Raw genomic sequence first — 20960 nt, 5'->3', positions numbered from 1 at the left:
AAAAGATTCATCGCCTGAAGCATAATAGTCGTTTTAAACGTGATAGAAGCGAAGTGCGGTTCAGTTTTTCATGGTACTCTTGCACCTTGCACTTAATCGAAGGGTTGGTCGGATTTAAGTCATAGGCAAGGTTTATCAGATCATAAGCTAGTCTAATATTTTCCTTTTCAAGCCTTAAAGCTTCACTTTTTAAATACTTAGGAATAGGTGTAGACTTTTGATGATGGAGACGAATAATTAGCTGATAAGCTTCAAGCAGCATTGAACTCAAAGTCGAATGATCGATTTGGTGATTCCTTTCCATAACCCGATCCTTATAAAACGAACTATCCCACCAAGCACTGTTTTCACATATATTTTCATTGACAATTAACCGTGAGAGCTCCACGTTACTCTCTCTAGTCTTTTCTAATAGTGACTCAATATTCGATTTACTAAGCACCCAATTAGCCTTTGTTCTGCTCTTTAGGTACTTATTTAATATCAGTTCTTTCGCAGCATTATGGACCCCAGTCCTAAGCTCACGGTTATCAGTCATAAATGTCAATAACTCTTGACTTGATGCTTGATTCGATGTTGGTACAGGGAGGTTGCTACCATTAAAACCCACGATCCTAAATACTGAATCCATTACGTTATCAGACAGGGATAAAACATGTACCTTATTGATATAAGGTAATGAGTTATAGAAATTGTATGCATTTAACCATTGCTTTGAAACATTCTTTGAAACATATTCATCTTCGCTAATCCCTGACCAGCGCCCCCATTGCCACCAGGCACTGTTCATCCAAAGAACTGGAGGACGAACAACCATAATAATTTCAACTGTATATTTCGAAAGAACTGAGGAAAGGTAAGAAAATTGCTCTTCTGATTCTATCCATAATTCGTTAGAGAACAAGATAGATTGATAACTTGAGCTTAGTTTAGTTAATGAGAGTTCAAAATTAGCCAGGAATAGTCGATCTATACCCTCAAGCGAACAGGACTTTCGATAGCCGGAGGCAATATTTTGAGCCTGTACTCTTAATTTTCTTCCAGTATCGATGGTACCATCTTTATTAAGACAAGCGTAAGCGAAAGTATCTTGCTTGAAGTTTTTAGAGAAGAAGCTTTATATTGAACTACTCGCACACTTTCCCACACCAATATGTAAATAAATTTTCAAGTTATCCCTACCAGCACACATTATCAATAGTAAACTCTAGTTTCTAGAGAGCTTTGTTACATAAACCAGATATTAATATATCATTATTTTTACAGTGTTCAGACTGTACAGCGTTAAGTATATTATTAACAAACTCTCTCTGTTCATAATAGTAGCTATCTATATTTATCAAGTTAGTCAATTCTTGCAGAAAAACATTAAAGCTCTCAGGTTTAGGGCCTGGAGTATAATTAAAATAGTCGATAGAAAAACCAACTTTTTCATTATACTCACGATAATCATAAGGTAAAAAAAGAATTGGCTTCTTCGTTAACAAATAATCTACATAAATACTGGAATAATCGGTAATCAGTAGGTCAAAGCCAGATAGTACTGTGTTTATATCGTCAACATTAGAGCGATCTAACAACCTAATATTGGAAGCACTTTGTAACAAATCCAACTCATCCCCCTCAAAATTGGGGTGTAAACGTAAATATACCAAAATTTCATTTTTGATGAGAAAGTCATTAAACTTTTCCAACTCAAAATCAGAGAAAGGGAATAGTATTGTTTTTGAGTATGGACGCCAAGTCGGGGCATATAGAATATTTGTTTTCCTAATATCTAATAAGTGATTACAATTAACCAAATCATTAGTAGTAATCAAGTCATTTCTCGCTTGAGCAGCAATCACAACTTGATCCCAATCAACCCCCAAACACTCCTTCCAATTTTTATTAAAGTGCCTTGATGTTGAAAAAAAATAGGAAAAGTTAGTTTTTATTATCTTGTAATAAAAATATTTTAACAAACCAGTTTTCGACTCGCTTAATCCTACATTTTTTAGTGGAGCTCCATGACCCAAATGGATTACAATTCTGTTTCGATTCAAAAAGACTCCACCAATAGGTGTTTCCAAAGAAGAAGTAATCCAAACCTTAGCCCTGAGAATATAAAGAATACCGGTAATCGAGTGAGAAGAGATAAAAAAATCACCATACTCACTTATTAAAGCCTTTCTTTTATTTTCATCATTAATCACAAACCTACATTGAATATCTTTCCTTTCCTTTAGGAAGTATAGAAACAATGATTTAGAGTTGTGATTAAATTCAGTATTAAACTCGGAGCTAAATATATAAATCCGGTCATCCCTAATATTAAACAAAGCATATATCAATCCAGGCAACAACCCTAGGATTATATTTAAAAACCGGTTAACAATAAACTTGTATTTATTTAACTGCATAACTATATTCTAGGAACTCTAGCTTTTATTATATGGATTTAACAATCTCTATAATTTCTGTTGTAGATATAGAAGGGGTTCTTGGAAAGTAAACAACTTCACATATATCTGAAAACTCATCAAATTTTCCTTTCCAGTCATCGCCCATAGCTAGAATATCAGCTTTAAAAAACTCAATATACTCTCTTTTCTTTTCTAAAGACTCTTCAAAAAAAACTTCATCTACAAACGACATTGATTGCACTATTTTTAATCGATCATTTTCTTTGTATATCGGGTAGCGCTGTTTTTTGCTAAAGTTCAATTTATCACTAGATACACCAACAATTAGAGTATGCCCTAAAGATGCACATCGCTCTAATATATTAACATGTCCAACATGAAAGACATCAAATGTTCCGAAAGTTATTACTCGTTTACTCATTAATTAAACCTATTTTTTTTAGTACTCGCAAAGAAGAATGGCCATCTTCAAAAGGGTTAAAACACAAATTAAAAGATTCTAAGTCAGAGGATAGCTTACAATTTTTAATCGCTCTAGATAACATCTCCATATCATCTATAACTTCGCCAGGCAGGTCTTTATCCACATCTAAATAAAAGCCTCTAACATCATTTTCATAGCTTTCTCTATCAGGCATATAAAATAAGACTGGACGTTTCAAGATAGAAAAATCAAAGAACACACTAGAAAAATCTGTTATTAGTATATCTGTAACCAAGAGTAAGTCATTGATATCATTTATATGACTAACATCAATAAAGCTATCACTCACCATGAGAGAGTCAACAAAATAATGACCGCGAAATAAAAATATGTAATTAGAATCGAAATTATTAAGAAAACCCTCACAGTCTAGAGAGTTACTAAAGCGATAAGTGGCTTCCTTAACTTTTTGGTTATCTCTCCATGTTGGAGCATAAAGAACTATAGTCTTATCTAGAGGTAAACCTAGTTTTTTCTTCAAGAGCAAATCTCTGTCAACCTCTGAGCCTTTTGCCAATATGTCATTTCTAGGGTAACCCAGTTCTATAATTTTATCTTTTTCTATGTTAAAAGATGAGCAAAATTTTGAGGTCGCATAAGGGCTAGGTGAAATAAAATAATCATAACGTGAAGAATCAACATTATAGCTATAACATAACCCCTTTGAACTGCTGAGAGAGTAACGTTCAACGGTAATATCATGTCCCAACTTTTTTAGTGGGGTTCCGTGCCAACACTGGATATACTTTTGCGTCGATTTTTTTACAATTTTAAAAGGTAAACGACAATTCACAATCCAATAATGGCACCTAGCGTACTCACGATAATATTCATTCGTACCATAATAAACCACTGTTGTATTAGTATGAGACTTTATCCACTCTAGGTTTTGATTATTTGGAGAATCCAAAACCCAAACAAAGTTTAATTCTGGACGCCTCTCATATAACTCTTTAAAAAGCGCTAAAGGAGAATCACTAACATTTCGACCATTAAAAACCTCAAATATCACACGGTCTTTCTCAACACTTACATGGCCATACCTTACCTTAAATACTGCCTGAGAAAGTCTAACAAAAGTAATCTTTAAAACTAAATCTAACCATTCAAACCTAGAAAGTGATTTTTTAATTAGATTATTCACCCTCCTTCCTAATAAATACATATTACTTACCAATAATACTACTAGATCGATTTTTTATCCGCTTTATCAACCTTTTTACACTCACAGGTACTAAATGCTTAATAGCCATAGTTTTGGTTATCTTCTGAGGAGTCACTTTATCCTCTAATAATTTAATTTCTTTCTCTAAAGCGACCATTCTTCTATGAGATATTCTATATGATACTCTGAGGCATCGAACAATTTCGGAGTCTTCAATCTCTAGTAGCTTAATCATAAGCTTAGTGAAAAATGTGTTTTCAGACAAAAACTGTTCTCTAGACTGTAATTTATGTCTTACAGGGTTCCAAGAATTGTGGAGCAGTATAAACGGTGATTTTTTATTAATTTCAAACTCTAAGTCTTCTTCAGTAGCACCGGCAAGATAAAATGTTTGATACCATTCTTTATTATTTTTATTTTCACTTAAATAACGATTTTTCCACCTTTCAGAAAATACAGCACACATCCTTTCAATTCGTGATGAAGATTGAGATGTTCTCGGTTCTAATATTGCCCCTGTCTCATAAGAGTCGTAGACAGTAATTTGTTCTTTACTTGCACATTTTATAGCTTTATCAAGTAACTCATTCCCAAAAAAGTCGAACCTCTGCTGGTTCATCCCTGCTTCATTAACACGCTCTTTCATTTTAGGATAATGGGCCTCTAGAATACTTGCTCCTTTTTGCGCATAAATAAAGGCAAAGTGAGTTGTCATAGTATCAGTATATCCAAACATACTCATTTCTGATCCATTATTGGCACACTCCTGTAGGAATCTAGCACTATATGGAGTTGCTATAACATCTGCATCCATAAAAATACCGCCATACTTCATTAGCAGTGCTACACCGATAATATCAGAATGATGTGACATTCTTTGGGCAAAAAGATACTCAAAGTTAAATTCGTCTTCATCCAGATACTCAAAAATATTTCCTTTATGAACATGGTGAATGTTGTAATCCGGAAGGTATTTCTTCCAACTTTCCAGACACAATTCAATATATGCGGGAATCTTTCTATTTGGGAGACACTCCCAGTAGTAATAAATATTCTTTTCCATAAAATTCACCTAATTTATTTTAAAAACCCACTAGATAATAACTCATCAACAATTAGTTTACTTGATGGATTTCTATTTTTGTCACAGAAGTTATTTCTAAATTTTGTTAATCGTTCATAATCAATACTTTTGAATGACTCGCTTTTAATAATATCAGCTAATTCACGCTGAGAAAAAGCAATCTCTCCTGGTACATTATCCTTTAATTCAAAATAAAAGCCTCTCAAGTTTTGACTATATTTATCATAATCAGGTGCGTATACAATCACAGGTTTTTCTTGGTTGACATAATCAAACATCGTCGATGAGTAATCAGTGACTAATGCATCAGACGCAAGCATCAGATCTTGAATGTCTGAATAATGAGATAGGTTTATTACATTGTGAGGTAATTTGCTATTTAGTTTAGCTGCATCTATCGGGTGTAATTTTACTGCAAAAACATAACCTTCCGGTAGAGATTGAGACACTTCCTCTAGGTTTACTAAATCAAACGCTCCTTTATTTCCTAAAGTATCATCTCTAAATGTTGGGGCATATAATATACAAGTTGTCGAGTCATTAATCTTCAAAGACTCTCTCACGGCAAGTCGTCGTGTTTCATATTCATCAGAGAAAAAGATATCGTTTCTAGGATAACCATGCTCTATAACGTTTCCTGAAAATTGGAAAGCCGATTTAAAGCACTGAGTCGCATAGTTAGACGGCGACAATAGGTAATCCCACTCTGAAACACATCTCGAAATTTTCTCCACATAGCCTTCGCTTCTCCCATAAACACAGTCTAGGTCGTGCAACATTTTCTTCAGCGGTGTTCCATGCCAAGTTTGCAGATATTTTGTATCTTTTGGCTTACGTAGATATGAAGGGAAGTTTTGATTATTCATCCAGTATTTAGATACTGCCAAGTAGTAGTAATAAGAAATAGATAATCGCTTTACTGATATAACCCTTGGGTCCCTATAATAAGCAACACCATTCCCCTTTGTAGTAACCACAACTTTAATATCTAACTCTCTGGAAAGTATCTCTTGAAGCAAGACTGCTGGGCTATCAGATATACTCTTACCATTGTTTGCCTCAACAAACAATATCTTCTGCCTAATAGGCAAAGCCTTAAGAAATTTATACATCAGCTTTCGCAACCTAAACTTTTTGTCAAGGTTGTACAATTTTGCTGTTATTACTAACGCATATATACTTTTACTTAATTCCGATAGATAAGTTTTTTTACGAATAGATTTAATTTCTTCATATATTCTTAGGCAATTGTTTTCGTCATTAAAATCGAAAAACTTCTTAGATCTAGCTATTGCTGATTCCTTTATAGAAGAACTATTTGATGTCAATGATTGCTCAAGTACGTTCAATACTGACTTACTGCTTGTTTTGACGACTCCTGGTAAATCTTGATCTAATTCTAAATGAGAGGGCCTTTTGCCTAAAAAATCACTACGGTCAAATTGATAGTAAATTACAAGTTTTTCCAAATAAGAAAAGTCAAAACCAACACTACTATAATCGGTAATTAATGTATGTGAATTGATAAGAAGTTGCTGAACATTCACTTCTCCTTGACTTATAACTCGTACACCTTCTGCCTCAAAATAGTGTGAGTACTTTTGCATATTCGGATGTATACAGAAGACCACATTTAGATCATTTTTTTTACAGATGCTATGTAAATCACTGCTATTAATTAAATCGACCCAGGACTTATAATATTCGCTTTCAAGAAAATCCTTCTCATGATTTAGCCAATCTCTCCAAGTTGGCATAATTAGCAGTGTTTTTTGATAATACTGCCCAATATGTGGAGTCAAGTTGTCATAACGACTAAGTCCTGTTACTTTGATTTTTCTTGCGTCAAAGCCAAAATCTTGTCGAATATACTCTTTTTCAAATTTTGAACTAACAACAAAAAGATCTGTAGAAAATGTTACAGACTGAACACCATAAGTTGGAATCATGTTTTTAACCCCCATGACCCCATGCTGAAGAAATATCTTTTTTGCTCTTACGAGCGGATTGAAAATATTATCTTTGAATGGAATAAGATCCTCAGCATAATGCGATGCGATTATATTTTTTGCCGCACATGCCAATTTAACATGTTCCGCAGATCCAAAGTTCAAAATTTTTGCTTCTTTTGGAAGATTTCTTACTTCTGGTGAACTTTTATCAATAACATAATAAGCGTTTTCTAGCTTTTTATCTTCTATCAAATATTTATAGAACTCTAATCCAGTGTCTTGTGCTTTATAGGGCTTCTCTCCGACCAACCATACATCCCTATATACTAGCCTCCAAAAATATTTCATATAGTATGCTTTCTGCATTAATCTATATGCTTCAGAATCGTACAATGTTGTCTTGAAAGAAAAACCTCCATACATAGTAATAAAGGATTCAAGCAAAACAACTTTATTCCCATTATACTTTTCTGTTTTACAAGCCGCCTTTAAGAAAAATACTGGAGTTTTAAGTCTAGATAACAATTCAGGTTGCAAGCTTAGTTTTTCATTGGCAATAAATAAATCAAAAATATTACCAACATCACCGTTAAATACATCAGATATTTTAAACTCATAGCTTTCTAAGGAAGTATTCCCCTTATTTTTACCAGAGACAAAATAGCCTTGATATCGATAAACAGCAGAGTCACTTCTTGACTTCAATACTAACTCACACACTTTGCTTCGATTTAAGGACCAAGTCCGTTCAATTTTTAGGTTTAGTTTATCTCCAGAAATTCTTGCGCTTTTCAGCTTAATTGCTTGTGGATTTCTCTTCCCATGAACAAGTTGTAAGTAACCATTTATATTGTTCATTAGTCCGAACTTGCTACCTTCATCACCTTGTAAAAGTCCTTTAATTTTATCAGCATAAAGTGGCAACTCAACTCGTCGAACTAAACCAAATAACCTTATCTCAAACTCAAACTTCAATCTCGACTTTCTAGTTGAAAGTATATCGTATTCATCTCTTTCTATCTCAATCTTGACAAGATTTTCTTTCAACGACATCGTTGGATTGTTATAATTTTCTTTACTTGTGTAGATTTTGCATGAAATAAAATCCACACAACCATGATAATCAATTATAATATTAGAACTATCAGGAAGATTAACCACATTAACAATAACATTCTTTTCTATTAAATATCTTGCGATTTTCTTTTTTAACTTAACAAAATAATTAGTCATATAATTCACGATAATACTTTATATATAAACCAAATGATTATAAAATTTAGCGAATATTGCTAAACAATTTATTTTTAGTAATTTCATGTTCTGGCCTCAATTTATTAGCATCCCTGAAAAATTCGTACGCTAACCTTGGATGACTAGCCTCAAGAGACAATCCGACATTGTATAACAAGTAAAACTTTCCTCTTGTTGCATTTTTGAGCCCATTCCAATCATTCGCAATAATCAAAGTAAGAATCTCCGGAGACAATTTGATTATGACATTAGGGGGCGGCGATACTATCCTTTCCTCTTTAAATTTTTGCACAAAACCTTTGACCTCCAAGTCAAAACATTTATTACAAATTCTCTCAATTTGCTTCTCACTATGTGAAACGAACAGAACGGTCTGATCTTTACCACCGATTTTATCCATCATAGCGTTTTCAGCTTTGGCTTTAAAGCCTTTGTCTCCAACCGAAAGAACTTCATCAATCAATAATATATCTACGTGTGATACTATTCCTGTTGAAAAGCCTAGTTTGGATCTCATCCCCGAGGAGTACGTTCTGACAGGTTGTTCAAAAAAATCCCCCAGCTCGGAAAATGCATGGATTTCTTTGGATAACTCAATAGATTCAGTTTTACTAAAACCATTAAACATGCAACTCAAAATAGCATTATCGCGTCCAGACAAATCGCCATTAAACCCAAGTCCCAGCGTCAATAAAGATCTTGTTGTACCAGGGGGAACCCAAACTCTCCCTGAATCAGGCTTAAATACACCAGACAAAATCTTCAATAATGTAGACTTTCCTGCGCCATTTTTGCCTAAAATACCGAGTACATCGCCTTTATTGACTTCAAAGCTAACATTATCTAAAGCTTTATGTTTAAACGTATTAAAAATGCCAACTCTAGTTTTATATTCTAAAGAAACATTCTCTACTTTCAATATTACTTCATTCATGAAAACAATGCTCTTGTTAAACTATTATTACGCGCCTTAAATATACAAACGCTCAACAATATTAATAGGGTACCTAGGGTTAAAGTTGGTAAAAGTGAATAGAGGCTAATACTAGAGCCTTCAATAAGAACAACCCGAAAAGAGTCAATAACAAGGGCTAATGGATTTATCAGAAAAATAGTGTTTTTTATTTCTTCATTTGAGATCGAGTTTATATCCCAAAATATTCCAGACGAAAACATTAACCCTGTCATACCTAGCTGGATAATGTTTGAAAAGTCCTGAGCATATGTGACAAGGATTGATAAAAACAACCCAAAACCACAAATTAAAGCATATAAAGCCAGCATCAAAGGTATTAGTTGCCAATAATTTTGATTTGGAGCATAGCCTAAAGACCAAATAACGGAGAAAAGTAATAAAAATGAGATTAGCGACTTATATAATGTTTCTTGTATATTTACTAGTGGAAATATCCATTTGGGCAAATCTCTTTGGCCAATAATATTCTTATTTTGCGTTAGTCCTTTTGATGCCATTACTACACTTTTAGAAAACCATAAGTATATTATTTTACCTACAACCAAAAAAACAAAAAAATCATCTCCACCTCTATTCAATACATACTCAAAGACAAGATAGAACAAAGACACAAACAACAACGGCTCCAATAGCCACCATACGTAACTCAATACAAGCTTATTAGCTTGAGACCTCATTTTCATACGAGCTTGCATATCAACAAGCTGAACATAATTTTTAATCAAAACAAATCTACTCTTTTCAACTTAACTGCACATAAACTGAATGGTTGCAGCTCTAGATCTTGCGTCACCCACTAATTTTTAATCTACGGAGTGACTTACTTTAACTACCATTACACCTCAATACTGCAAACTAGCTTTTAGTAGCTAACGAAGCTAATCGAATATCAGAGACCACTTTCACGAGTTTATTTAGACTGACACGCTACCGCCCATTAGTATTACGCGAAACTACACTACGCATTCACTAGATGATTAAGGGGCTAGCTACAATCATCTCACTTCACAAGCTAAGAGGCAAACTGTCACCAATACTAGGGCCACAAAAACCATTAAGACATCAAGCTTACCTATACCCCCTCTCCGAAAAACTAGCTATACTGCCACCCTATAATTTTTCGCCCAATAACGAATAAGAGTTCAAGATATGCAAGAGTTAGTTCCATTTGTTCAAGAGAATATGATTTTAGCCATCGTATGGATCGGCTTGGTTGTTGCCATCATTGCGAACGTTATCAAGACATCAAACGCAGCTTATAAAGAGATCACGGCAGCGCAAACCACACACATGATTAACCGTGAAAACGGTGTTGTGGTTGATATTCGTACTAAGGATGAGTTCAAGAAAGGCCATATTACTGACGCAGTTCACATTTTACCGTCAGATATCAAAGCAAATAACTTTGGTAACCTTGAAAGTCACAAAGCAGACCCAATCATCGTAGTATGCAAGACGGGTCAAACCGCTCAAGAAAGCGCGAACTTGCTGGTTAAAGCAGGTTTCGAAAACGTAAGCGTGCTGAAAAGCGGCTTAGTGGCTTGGAGCGAAGCTAACCTTCCTTTGGTTAAAGGTAAGAAGTAGTTAAAGGTGAAAAGCCTTTAAAGATAAACAGCCGTTAACGACAAGAAGTAAGCTGACAGATAAACTAACTTTCAGGCTTTGTTCGATAAATTGAATGAACAGAGTCTAATTTGAAATTTTTAAGGACAAGAAAATGGCTGAAGCAGCACAACAAGACGCACAACAGAACTTCGCAATCCAACGTATTTTCCTAAAAGACGTCTCTTTCGAAGCGCCAAACTCTCCAGATATGTTTCAAAAAGAGTGGAACCCAGATGTAAAACTGGACCTAGACACTCAAAGCCGTGAGCTTGGCGAAGGCGTTTACGAAGTTATCCTACGTCTAACTGTTACTGTTAAGAATGCAGAAGACACAGCATTCCTTTGTGAAGTTCAACAAGGCGGTATTTTCTCTGCAAGCGAAATGGAAGCTGGTCAACTGGCACATTGCCTAGGTGCATTCTGCCCGAACATCCTGTTCCCATACGCGCGTGAAACAATTTCTAGCCTAGTGGTTAAAGGTACCTTCCCACAACTGAACCTAGCTCCAGTAAACTTTGATGCTTTGTTCATGAACTACCTACAAAGCCAAGCTCAACAAGCTGAAGGCGAACAGGCTTAAGTCTCAAAGTAGAACTTAACTCTAACGATTCAAGCGCTAGTTAGCTTTTAAATGCACATCGCAACTTCTGCGATGTGCATTTTTTCTTTACACTGTACTAAGATTGAAAGCTCTTCTTATTTTAGTGGATAGCTTTTTCAAAACTCTTCGATTTCCCTCATTATTTTTAGGTGGAAGCATGACAGAAACAACTCGCCCGACTAATACGGCAGACGCTTACGGTAAAGACAGCGCTTACGGCAAAGAGATCGCCATGACTGTCATTGGTGCAGGTTCTTACGGAACCTCTTTAGCTATCTCTCTAGCGCGTAACGGTGCAAATGTTGTTCTTTGGGGGCATGACCCTGCTCATATGGCTCGCCTTGAATCTGAGCGCGCTAATAATGAGTTTCTACCAAATATAGAATTCCCAGAAAGCCTGATCATTGAATCAGACTTAGAAAAAGCAGTGACTTCAAGCCGAGACCTTTTACTTGTAGTCCCGAGCCACGTATTTGGCGTTGTGCTTAATAGCGTTAAACCTTACTTAGCCTCAGACTCTCGCATCTGTTGGGCGACCAAAGGCTTAGAGCCAGAGACAGGACGCCTGCTTAAAGATGTCGCGCACGATGTGCTGGGTGATGGCTACTCTTTAGCGGTTCTATCAGGGCCTACTTTTGCCAAAGAGTTAGCGATGGGCATGCCAACGGCTATCTCTGTCGCTTCACCAGATGAAGTTTTCTTAAAAGAGCTTCAAGAAAAAATTCACTGCGGTAAAACATTCCGCGTGTACGCAAACTCAGATTTCATTGGTATGCAGCTTGGCGGCGCAGTGAAGAACGTTATCGCAATTGGCGCAGGCATGTCGGATGGTATTGGCTTTGGTGCCAATGCACGTACCGCGCTTATCACTCGCGGTTTAGCTGAGATGAGCCGATTAGGTGCAGCTCTTGGGGCGCAACCAGAAACCTTCATGGGCATGGCAGGGTTGGGTGACTTAGTACTAACCTGTACTGATAACCAATCACGTAACCGTCGTTTTGGATTGGCTTTAGGTTCAGGTAAAGACGTCGATACTGCACAAGAAGAGATCGGCCAAGTGGTCGAAGGCTATCGCAACACTAAAGAAGTTTGGTTACTATCCGAACGTATGGGCGTTGAGATGCCAATTGTTGAACAAATCTATCAAGTGCTGTATCAAGGGAAAGATGCCCACTTAGCGGCACAAGATCTGCTTGCTCGAGACAAGAAGTCAGAGCGATAACATCGCTTATGAAGTCGTGGAATGAAATAGATAAAATGGATGGAAAAATGAAACACTGTGAACAGCAAAAGGTTTGGCAATGCATTGTGAAGGAAGCTCGACAGCAGTCAGAGCAAGAACCTATGCTTGCGAGTTTTTACCATGCCACCATTATCAACCACGAAAGCTTAGGCGCTGCATTAAGTTATATCCTAGCCAATAAGCTAAAGACGGCTTCAATGCCCGCAATGGCGGTGCGTGAGGTGGTTGAACAAGCATTCAAGCAAGATCAATCGATTATTGATGCGGCTGCTTGTGATATCTGTGCGACGGTAAATCGAGATCCTGCGGTCGAGATGTACTCGATGCCTCTGCTTTATCTGAAAGGCTACCACGCTTTGCAAGGTTACCGAGTGGCTAACTGGCTATGGAAGCAAGGGCGTATTGCACTTGCTACTTACCTACAGAACCAAATTTCGGTCGCTTGCCAAGTGGATATTCACCCAGCCGCTCGTATCGGTAAAGCGATCATGCTCGACCACGCCACCGGTATCGTGATTGGTGAAACAGCCGTAGTTGAAAATGATGTATCTATCCTTCAAGACGTGACTTTAGGTGGTACGGGTAAAGAAGGTGGCGATCGTCACCCTAAAATCCGAGAAGGTGTAATGATCGGTGCCGGCGCTAAAATACTTGGCAATATTGAAGTGGGTGAAGGCGCGAAAATTGGTTCTTGCTCAGTGGTTCTTCAAGCCGTTCCGCCTCATACGACTGTCGCTGGTGTTCCTGCAAAAATTGTTGGAAAGCCGAAAACTGATAAGCCATCTTTAGACATGGATCAGGGGTTTAACGGTCGCTCTCAGAACTTCATCCATGGTGATGGGATTTAAGAGCAGATTCGGGATCCGACGAATAGCCGAGATGCGAAAAGACTCGCAGCAGATGCTGATTATTAATAAGAGCAAAATGACGATAATGATGAAACCCGTTCAATCAATGAGCACTGTTCTTTTGATATCTGCCAGCCTTGGTGTTGCTCTTTTGTCTTCATCATCATTTGCTGCATCTCAAGGTGAACTGAAAGGCGTATCAAGCGAAATCTCTCGTCAACAGAAAGCGCTCTCTTCCCAGCAAAAGAAACTCGATAGCCTACAGGCAAACCTCAAGAAGCAGGAACTGTCCATCGCTTCACTTGAAAAAGCGATTCTAGACAGTAAAAAGCAGCTCAATACTGCTAATGCTAATATTGCTAATTTAGACACAAAGATTAAAGCGCTCACTGCACAGAAAAAAGTCCAGACAGACAAGTTAGAGCAGCTCATTCAGACTTACTACATGACGAGTCGAGCTAAGGCTTCTTCTCACATTCTCAACACCGGTGTAGAAGAAGATCGCATCAGTCATTATTACCAGCACCTTGCCAAAGCTCGCTCCGCAACCATTAAAACGATTGAACAGACGCAACTTGAATTAGAAGAAAGCCACAAACAGCGTCAACTCGAGCAAGAACAAATCGCAACATTGTTAAAACAGCAAACCACTAAGCGTGACAAGTTGTCTCAGACTCAAACACAACGTAAGAAAACCGTTGGCAGTATTAAGAAGAATATTTCTGGCGACAAAAATTACTTGGCTGAACTTCAGCGAAATGAAACTCGCCTGAAAGCTGAAATAGCAAAAGCAGAAAAAGCGGCTCGAGAACGACGTAATGCAGTCCCGATGGATGGCCTAGCAAAACGTAAAGGTAAGCTACCTTGGCCGATCAAAGATAAAGTTCTACATAACTACGGTTCACGTCAAACGGGGCAAATTAACTGGAAAGGCATGGTGATCAACGCCAAGTACGGTCAGCAGGTTAAATCCGTTTACTCAGGTACGGTGGTATTTGCCGAGTATCTGCGAGGCTATGGTTTAGTGGTTCTTCTCGATCATGGTAAAGGTGATATGACGCTCTATGGCTTTAACCAAGCACTACTGAAGAAAGAAGGTGACAAGGTTAAAGCTGGCGAAGCGATTGCGCTTGCTGGTGACACTGGCGGCCAAACGCGCCCTTCACTGTACTTTGAGATTCGCAGAAACAGCCAAGCCCAAAACCCGAAGAGTTGGTTAGTTCGATAAAGAGCAGATACGGGATGCGAGTATCTTTCTTCGAATCCCGTATACCGCTTACTCGTCTCTTTCTATTTAGAGTTCAACGCCCTTACACCATCTTCCAATAATGTCAGCTGCTCAAAACCTTGAGCTGTCGCAATCGGTTTAACCGTCGCGATCATCTGCAGCATTCCTTGATGAACCACTTGCTCGGTAATTTGAGCTTTTGGAGACATCGCAGACTGATACGCCAACCAACCCGATGCGATCAAGTGAAGAGAAGTGACCATCGATTTCATTTCCGTATCCGTTGCTTTGAGCAGGTTCAACTCAACGAAGGCTCGCATGATATCGACAAGATTCGTTTGCAGCTTTTCTTGTACGGCCATGTAATCAAGGTGGAGTTTTTCATCACGTGACAATATTTCAGGCAGATTCGCATAGAAGAATCGGTACTTCCACATCAGTGTGAAGATAGAATCTAAGTAAGTCTTTAGTAACGTCAGGCTTTCTTGTTGGCCTTGAATCGGTGTGAACCTTTCAAGTAACTCTGTCGAATAGAGAGTAAAGATGTCACGGACAATTTCTTGCTTGTTGCGGAAATGGTAGTAGAGGTTACCAGGGCTAATCTCGATATGCTCAGCAATATGATTGGTCGTAATACTACGCTCACCGTGCTCATTAAAAAGCTCTAGAGCAGCGTAAACAATCTTGTCACGTGTTTTCATTAGTTATTAGTATCCCTATCCGTTTAGGGGTTCAGTATATCGCCACTAAACGGATAGATCGAGCTGTTAACATCTGGTCTAATTAGCATTAGCTAAAATAGAGCCGAATCAATCACTGCCAAACAGATCTCGTGTGTACACCTTATCTGCAACGTCTGCGATTTCTTCTACCATTCTGTTAGATACAATCACATCCGATACTGTTTTAAAATCTTCAAGGTCAGAATAAACTTTAGAGTTAAAGAAATGCTCTTCTTCCAATACCGGCTCATACACGACGACTTCGATGCCTTTGGCTTTTAAACGCTTCATGATCCCTTGGATGGAAGAAGCACGGAAATTGTCAGAGCCCGCCTTCATGATCAAACGATAAATACCGACAATTTTAGGCGAGCGCTTAATAATTGAATCCGCAATGAAGTCTTTTCGGGTACGGTTTGCATCAACAATCGCACCCACAATGTTGTTTGGTACATCTTGATAGTTTGCTAATAGTTGCTTGGTGTCTTTTGGTAAGCAATAACCACCGTAACCAAATGAAGGGTTGTTGTAATGATTGCCGATACGAGGGTCTAAGCCAACACCTTCTATGATCTGACGAGAATCCAAGCCATGCGCTTCCGCGTAAGAATCAAGCTCATTGAAATAAGAAACTCGCATCGCTAGATAAGTATTTGAGAATAACTTTACTGCTTCTGCTTCCGTTGAGTGAGTAAACAGTACGTCGATGTTTTCTTTTTCCGCACCTTCCACAAGAAGATTCGCAAACACTTTAGCGCGTTCAGAACATTCACCAACGATAATACGTGATGGGTGTAGATTATCGAACAGGGCCTTGCCTTCACGCAAAAACTCCGGTGAGAACATGACGTTTTCGCAGTTCAGCTCTTGCTTAATACGCTCGGTATAGCCAACCGGCACCGTTGATTTAATAACCATCACCGCATCAGGATTGATCTCCATGACGTCTTTGATGACAGATTCTACAGAGCTGGTATCAAAGTAATTATTTTTTGGATCATAATCGGTTGGTGTAGCAATGATGACAAACTCAGCATCTTTGTAAGCCGCTTTATCTGTTGTCGCCCTGAAATTCAGCGCCTTATTTGATAGAAAGTGCTCAATCTCATTATCTACAATCGGTGACTGCTTATTATTCAGCATTGTCACTTTTTCATCGATGATATCTACCGCGACTACTTCATGATGTTGTGCTAACAGCATTGCGTTTGATAGACCCACATACCCAGTACCGGCTACTGCAATCTTCATGATAATACCTATAGTTTTGAGTAATTAACTCAACATAATTTATAACTTAGCTTGCCGTATCATACTCTGGTTGGGGAATTATTCCACTAGCCCGCTTTATCCATTCCTTGCTATACTCGTGACAGTTTTGTATTCAAAAGAGTTAGAAATTATGATTATCGTAACTGGTGGTGCTGGCATGATTGGCAGCAATATTGTTAAGGCGCTTAATGAAGCGGGCCACAACGATATTCTAGTCGTCGACAACTTAAAAGATGGTAAGAAATTTAAGAACCTTGTAGACCTAGACATCACGGATTACATGGATCGTGATGACTTCCTAACTCAAGTCATGGCCGGTGATGATTTTGGTCATATTGAAGCTGTTTTCCATGAAGGAGCATGCTCTGCTACCACTGAGTGGGATGGCAAATACATGATGCTCAACAACTATGAATACTCAAAAGAGCTACTTCATTACTGTGTTGAACGTGAAATTCCTTTCTTGTATGCCTCTTCAGCTGCAACTTACGGTGAAACCGACACTTTCATTGAAGAACGAGAGTACGAAGGTGCATTGAATGTCTACGGCTATTCAAAACAACAATTTGATAACTACGTTCGCCGCTTAACCGCGGATGCAGCAGCACACAACGAAAAGCTTTCGCAAATCGTAGGGTTTCGTTACTTCAATGTTTATGGTCCACGCGAGCAACACAAAGGCAGCATGGCCTCTGTCGCTTTCCACCTAAACAACCAAATGAATGCCGGTGAAAACCCGAAATTGTTCGCAGGTAGCGAAACCTTTAAGCGTGATTTTGTGTATGTGGGTGATGTCGCGGCTGTAAACTTGTGGTTCTTAGAGAATGGGGTATCTGGCCTCTTTAATCTAGGTACTGGCAATGCTGAGTCGTTTGAAGAAGTCGCCAAGGCAGTTATCAAGCACCATGGTAAAGGCGAAATCGAAACGATTCCTTTCCCTGAGCATTTAAAAGGTGCTTACCAAGAATTCACTCAAGCAGACCTAACGAAGCTTCGCGGTACAGGTTGCGATATCGAGTTTAAAGCAGTAGCCGATGGCGTTGCTGAGTACATGAAGATCGTAAACGCTTAACGGTATATTTCAGATTAGGACCAATAATACACCCTACTTTTAGCGTGTATTATTGGGAATGTCTAACGAATATAATCATTCCCAGAGTGACCGATATTAAGTTAACTCTCTGATTTAAATAATGTAGTGAATGAATGACCACACAACGCAATGATTTTGATCCAAAAGCTTACAATCCTGAGTTTGAATGGGGTTTTCTAGCACCTAAATACTGGGGAACTTGGATTGCTGTTTTGTTATCGTCTTTAGTCTGCTTCTTACCTAATAGCATTCGTTTAGCATTAGCTAAGTTTATGGCTAAGCAAGCTGTAAAAATTAAGAATAAGGCTAACCGCCGGGCTCGAGTGAACCTTGAGATGTGTTTCCCTGAGCAATCAATCGAAGAGCGCGAAGAAACTCTCTATCAGTCATACGTTACTTCCATCTCATTTTTGATGGGATTTGCTTCACTGACACTCAAGAGTAAAACTTGGCTAGAGAATAACACTGCGATAAACGGCCTAAGCAACCTAACCGATATTATAGACAGTGGCGAGAATGTGATCTTGCTGGTGCCACACACATGGGCTATCGATATCCCAGCGGTATTATTAGCTTCACGCAATTTACCTGTATCTGCGATGGCGAAAGCACAAAAAAACAAACTCAGTGACTGGCTAATGCACCGACAGCGCGTGCAATACGGCGGTCGTGTTTATGATCGCAGCGGTGGTATCAAACCTTTCATCAAGTCGGTACGTGATGGGTACCTGGGTTACTACCTCCCTGATGAAGATCTTGGCCGTGAGCACAGTGTCTTCGTTGACTTTTTCGCGACTCAAAAAGCAACTATCTCAGGCCTTGGTCGCCTATCAAAACTAAGTAAAGCTAAAATTGTGCCCTTGTTTGCTCAATACGATAGCAGTACAGGCCAATACGCCTTGGACTTCTACCCTGCTCTACCCTTCCCAACAGGAAGCGAAGAAGAGGACGCACGTATGATGAACCAATGTATTGAAAATTACGTGAGCAAAAACCCAGAGCAATATATGTGGATCTTAAGACTGCTTAAGACTCGCCCTGATAGCAATATAAATCCTTATAGTGGTTAGCATTACATTAAACAGTATGAATATTATTAACAGAAAGCAGATTTATACAGCAATCTTACTATTACCTTACTTTTTTGCTGTTACAGGCATGTTAGTTTTAGATAGTGGTGATAAGAAAATGATCCCACTATTTTTGATTAGTATCATCGTCAGTATATTAGTATTTAAAAAAGAAACTATATTAAATAACATACAGAGCCAGTTTGTGTGGTTAATTGGCATTTCATGTATATATACTATCTTTAGCTATTATTATCACGAATCCAGTTCTAGAGAGCTAAGAGCACTGATTGGACTTACTCTTTTCCTTATAGCTTTTCCATACCATATACTTACTCAAAAAGTAATTCAATGGGTAGTTTTGATCGGTAGTTTGGCAATATTTGTCAATAGCGTCTATTTCAATGTTTATATCAGTACAGGGCGTAGTGCTGGTTATATAAATCCGATACCTTACTCAACTGCATGCGCATTGATATCCATAATCGCGTTTTCTTTATTGCTAGGTAATTCTCCTTTAAAGGGTAAAACCCTTCCTTTGGTCGCTTTTCTGCTGTCGTTACCTCCTATAATCCTAAGTGAAACTAGAGGGATTTGGTTGGCGTTTACTTTAAGTATCTTTATTATAATCGCAGTTAAATTTATTAAAAATCCTCCTTCGAGAAAATATATACTATTTACACTTATACTCACAGCCATTCTAACTTCTACTGGCGCCTTCTTATTTAAAGATAAAATAAATGAGAGATATAACCAAACCATCTATGAAGTCAAAAAGATTCAATCAGGCGATTATAGTACATCCGTTGGGCTTAGGTTACAAATGTGGATGTTAGCTCCGGAATTAATAAAACAAAAACCAATACTAGGGCACGGACAAGAACAACGGGATATATTAAAAGGTAAGTTAGAACATGGTGAAATATCTAGATCGCTATATCACTATGCTTCAGCCCACTTCCACAATCAGTTTTTAGATAAAATGGTTAAGTCTGGGGTTATAGGAACGATGCTAGTAATTGGACTTCTGCTTTATCCACTAATGATGGTGAGGAAATCACCACCATCCGATGCATATATAATAATTGGTTTGGTTAGCTTATTTTTCATCGCAGGTTTAACTGATGTACCTTTTAATCACCCTCAACCTTTAATGTTATATTTATTATTTCTAATTCCTATTTGCTCAAGATGTAAGAGAGTTACCAATGACTAAAATATTTGTCATAAATTTAGAATCTTCCACAGATAGAAAAGAAAACATTAGTCGCCAACTAGATGAACTATCTCTTCCTTTTGAGCTATTTTCTGCTGTGGATGGAAGAACATTCCCCCCTCACCCACTACTAAACCTTTACAATAATGATTTAAGCCAAACATACCGAGCAAAAACACTAAGCGCTGGTCAGTTAGGGTGTTATGCAAGCCATTACTTATTGTGGCAGAAGTGTGTTGAACTCAATCAACCAATAGTCATAATTGAAGATGATGCTCTTATATTTAAAGAGGCATTCCTTAACTTCATACGAGATATTAGTGACATACCAGAAAATGTAGAGTGTGTGAGATTATTCAAAAATAAGCGCCGTAAATATGGTTCTTACGAAGTTTTCGAAGCTAAATCTACTAGTATTCATAAGTTTACTAAAGGGCATATGAGTGCAACAGCCTATTTCTTAAGACCTTCAGGAGCTAAAAAATTCCTTGAACACTCAAAAGAGTGGTATATGGCTGTAGATATTTATATGGACCGATTCTGGCAAAACGAAGTCGAGTGCTACGGCACTGCAGTACCCTGCTTAACGAACGACCCTAAGTTTGATTCCGATATCGGTTATGAAAAACGCACAAGCACCAGAAGTTTATTCAAGAAATGTAAGCGTGAATGGTTCAATTTAAACGAAACTATCCAGCGTCACCTACATAACATAAAATTCAAATACTCGAAGCGGTAATCC

General features: G+C 37.9%; 19 protein-coding genes. 9 read left to right on the top strand and 10 right to left on the bottom strand.

Translation table 11 applies throughout. The features are described 5' to 3' along the window. Positions 1-7 precede the first annotated feature (7 nt). The 8 genes from AB4185_RS10145 to AB4185_RS10110 form a co-directional block, all read right to left on the bottom strand. On the bottom strand, positions 8-817 hold the full coding sequence (locus tag AB4185_RS10145) for a hypothetical protein (protein WP_372135405.1): 810 nt from the start codon (positions 815-817) through the stop codon (positions 8-10). Positions 818-1214: 397 nt separating this feature from the next. Next, positions 1215-2402 (bottom strand): CDP-glycerol glycerophosphotransferase family protein, encoded by a 1188-nt coding sequence (locus tag AB4185_RS10140; RefSeq protein WP_372135404.1) that lies wholly within the window; start codon positions 2400-2402, stop codon positions 1215-1217. A 28-nt stretch (positions 2403-2430) separates the two neighbouring features. Next, positions 2431-2826, bottom strand: coding sequence for an adenylyltransferase/cytidyltransferase family protein (locus AB4185_RS10135; RefSeq protein WP_136974362.1), 396 nt, complete (start codon positions 2824-2826; stop codon positions 2431-2433). Beyond that, on the bottom strand, positions 2819-4033 hold the full coding sequence (locus AB4185_RS10130; RefSeq protein WP_372135403.1) for a CDP-glycerol glycerophosphotransferase family protein: 1215 nt from the start codon (positions 4031-4033) through the stop codon (positions 2819-2821). The genes AB4185_RS10135 and AB4185_RS10130 overlap by 8 nt, the downstream gene beginning before the upstream one ends. A gap of 22 nt (positions 4034-4055) precedes the next feature. Next, complete coding sequence (locus AB4185_RS10125) at positions 4056-5117, bottom strand: capsular polysaccharide synthesis protein (protein ID WP_372135402.1); 1062 nt, start codon at positions 5115-5117, stop codon at positions 4056-4058. A gap of 14 nt (positions 5118-5131) precedes the next feature. Beyond that, positions 5132-8323 (bottom strand): CDP-glycerol glycerophosphotransferase family protein, encoded by a 3192-nt coding sequence (locus AB4185_RS10120; protein ID WP_372135420.1) that lies wholly within the window; start codon positions 8321-8323, stop codon positions 5132-5134. A 46-nt stretch (positions 8324-8369) separates the two neighbouring features. Then, positions 8370-9278: an ABC transporter ATP-binding protein gene (locus AB4185_RS10115; protein ID WP_372135401.1), complete on the bottom strand. Its 909-nt coding sequence runs from the start codon at positions 9276-9278 to the stop codon at positions 8370-8372. Beyond that, on the bottom strand, positions 9275-10045 hold the full coding sequence (locus tag AB4185_RS10110; RefSeq protein ID WP_372135400.1) for an ABC transporter permease: 771 nt from the start codon (positions 10043-10045) through the stop codon (positions 9275-9277). Before AB4185_RS10110 ends, AB4185_RS10115 begins: the two co-directional genes overlap by 4 nt. 424 nt (positions 10046-10469) lie before the next feature. Between AB4185_RS10110 and AB4185_RS10105 the strand changes: the two genes are divergently transcribed. From AB4185_RS10105 to AB4185_RS10085, 5 genes are all read left to right on the top strand, one after another. After that, a complete protein-coding gene (locus tag AB4185_RS10105) occupies positions 10470-10904 on the top strand; it encodes a rhodanese-like domain-containing protein (protein WP_016795010.1) in 435 nt (144 codons plus the stop codon). A gap of 133 nt (positions 10905-11037) precedes the next feature. Continuing rightward, complete coding sequence (secB, locus tag AB4185_RS10100; RefSeq protein ID WP_050648496.1) at positions 11038-11505, top strand: protein-export chaperone SecB; 468 nt, start codon at positions 11038-11040, stop codon at positions 11503-11505. A gap of 178 nt (positions 11506-11683) precedes the next feature. Next, positions 11684-12748, top strand: coding sequence for an NAD(P)H-dependent glycerol-3-phosphate dehydrogenase (gpsA, locus tag AB4185_RS10095; protein ID WP_372135399.1), 1065 nt, complete (start codon positions 11684-11686; stop codon positions 12746-12748). 47 nt (positions 12749-12795) lie between these two features. Further along, complete coding sequence (gene cysE / locus AB4185_RS10090) at positions 12796-13617, top strand: serine O-acetyltransferase (protein ID WP_009847961.1); 822 nt, start codon at positions 12796-12798, stop codon at positions 13615-13617. Between the two features lie 76 nt (positions 13618-13693). After that, positions 13694-14845, top strand: coding sequence for a murein hydrolase activator EnvC (locus tag AB4185_RS10085; RefSeq protein ID WP_016797614.1), 1152 nt, complete (start codon positions 13694-13696; stop codon positions 14843-14845). Between the two features lie 62 nt (positions 14846-14907). Here AB4185_RS10085 and AB4185_RS10080 read toward each other — a convergent pair whose 3' ends face one another. Continuing rightward, the gene (locus AB4185_RS10080) at positions 14908-15546 is read right to left on the bottom strand and encodes a TetR/AcrR family transcriptional regulator (RefSeq protein ID WP_017063104.1); all 639 of its coding nucleotides are present in this window, start codon (positions 15544-15546) and stop codon (positions 14908-14910) included. Positions 15547-15654: 108 nt separating this feature from the next. Next, positions 15655-16818, bottom strand: a complete 1164-nt coding sequence (locus AB4185_RS10075; protein ID WP_372135398.1) for a nucleotide sugar dehydrogenase — start codon at positions 16816-16818, stop codon at positions 15655-15657. Between the two features lie 151 nt (positions 16819-16969). On the opposite strand from AB4185_RS10075, the gene rfaD reads away from it, so the two are divergent. The 4 genes from rfaD (at position 16970) to AB4185_RS10055 (ending at position 20957) form a co-directional block, all read left to right on the top strand. Then, positions 16970-17911, top strand: a complete 942-nt coding sequence (rfaD, locus tag AB4185_RS10070) for an ADP-glyceromanno-heptose 6-epimerase (RefSeq protein ID WP_372058101.1) — start codon at positions 16970-16972, stop codon at positions 17909-17911. A gap of 134 nt (positions 17912-18045) precedes the next feature. Beyond that, positions 18046-19002, top strand: coding sequence for a lauroyl-Kdo(2)-lipid IV(A) myristoyltransferase (gene lpxM / locus AB4185_RS10065; protein ID WP_372131215.1), 957 nt, complete (start codon positions 18046-18048; stop codon positions 19000-19002). A 16-nt stretch (positions 19003-19018) separates the two neighbouring features. After that, positions 19019-20218, top strand: a complete 1200-nt coding sequence (locus tag AB4185_RS10060; protein ID WP_372135397.1) for an O-antigen ligase family protein — start codon at positions 19019-19021, stop codon at positions 20216-20218. Further along, positions 20211-20957 (top strand): glycosyltransferase family 25 protein, encoded by a 747-nt coding sequence (locus AB4185_RS10055; RefSeq protein WP_372135396.1) that lies wholly within the window; start codon positions 20211-20213, stop codon positions 20955-20957. The genes AB4185_RS10060 and AB4185_RS10055 overlap by 8 nt, the downstream gene beginning before the upstream one ends. Positions 20958-20960 lie beyond the last annotated feature (3 nt).

Source organism: Vibrio sp. 10N.286.48.F5 (assembly GCF_041469785.1).
In the GTDB taxonomy this organism is placed as follows: domain Bacteria; phylum Pseudomonadota; class Gammaproteobacteria; order Enterobacterales; family Vibrionaceae; genus Vibrio; species Vibrio crassostreae_C.
The sequence above is the reverse complement of the archived record's forward strand: the minus strand, read 5'-3'. Positions and strand labels throughout refer to the sequence as shown.

Bases quoted from the DNA above. Each gene is read 5' to 3' on its own strand.
- AB4185_RS10145 (WP_372135405.1), bottom strand. From the start codon at position 817: ATGGTTGTTCGTCCTCCAGTTCTTTGGATGAACAGTGCCTGGTGGCAA.
- AB4185_RS10140 (WP_372135404.1), bottom strand. From the start codon at position 2,402: ATGCAGTTAAATAAATACAAGTTTATTGTTAACCGGTTTTTAAATATA.
- AB4185_RS10135 (WP_136974362.1), bottom strand. From the start codon at position 2,826: ATGAGTAAACGAGTAATAACTTTCGGAACATTTGATGTCTTTCATGTT.
- AB4185_RS10125 (WP_372135402.1), bottom strand. From the start codon at position 5,117: ATGGAAAAGAATATTTATTACTACTGGGAGTGTCTCCCAAATAGAAAG.
- AB4185_RS10120 (WP_372135420.1), bottom strand. From the start codon at position 8,323: ATGACTAATTATTTTGTTAAGTTAAAAAAGAAAATCGCAAGATATTTA.
- AB4185_RS10115 (WP_372135401.1), bottom strand. From the start codon at position 9,278: ATGAATGAAGTAATATTGAAAGTAGAGAATGTTTCTTTAGAATATAAA.
- AB4185_RS10105 (WP_016795010.1), top strand. From the start codon at position 10,470: ATGCAAGAGTTAGTTCCATTTGTTCAAGAGAATATGATTTTAGCCATC.
- secB (WP_050648496.1), top strand. From the start codon at position 11,038: ATGGCTGAAGCAGCACAACAAGACGCACAACAGAACTTCGCAATCCAA.
- gpsA (WP_372135399.1), top strand. From the start codon at position 11,684: ATGACAGAAACAACTCGCCCGACTAATACGGCAGACGCTTACGGTAAA.
- cysE (WP_009847961.1), top strand. From the start codon at position 12,796: ATGAAACACTGTGAACAGCAAAAGGTTTGGCAATGCATTGTGAAGGAA.
- AB4185_RS10085 (WP_016797614.1), top strand. From the start codon at position 13,694: ATGACGATAATGATGAAACCCGTTCAATCAATGAGCACTGTTCTTTTG.
- AB4185_RS10080 (WP_017063104.1), bottom strand. From the start codon at position 15,546: ATGAAAACACGTGACAAGATTGTTTACGCTGCTCTAGAGCTTTTTAAT.
- AB4185_RS10075 (WP_372135398.1), bottom strand. From the start codon at position 16,818: ATGAAGATTGCAGTAGCCGGTACTGGGTATGTGGGTCTATCAAACGCA.
- rfaD (WP_372058101.1), top strand. From the start codon at position 16,970: ATGATTATCGTAACTGGTGGTGCTGGCATGATTGGCAGCAATATTGTT.
- lpxM (WP_372131215.1), top strand. From the start codon at position 18,046: ATGACCACACAACGCAATGATTTTGATCCAAAAGCTTACAATCCTGAG.
- AB4185_RS10060 (WP_372135397.1), top strand. From the start codon at position 19,019: ATGAATATTATTAACAGAAAGCAGATTTATACAGCAATCTTACTATTA.
- AB4185_RS10055 (WP_372135396.1), top strand. From the start codon at position 20,211: ATGACTAAAATATTTGTCATAAATTTAGAATCTTCCACAGATAGAAAA.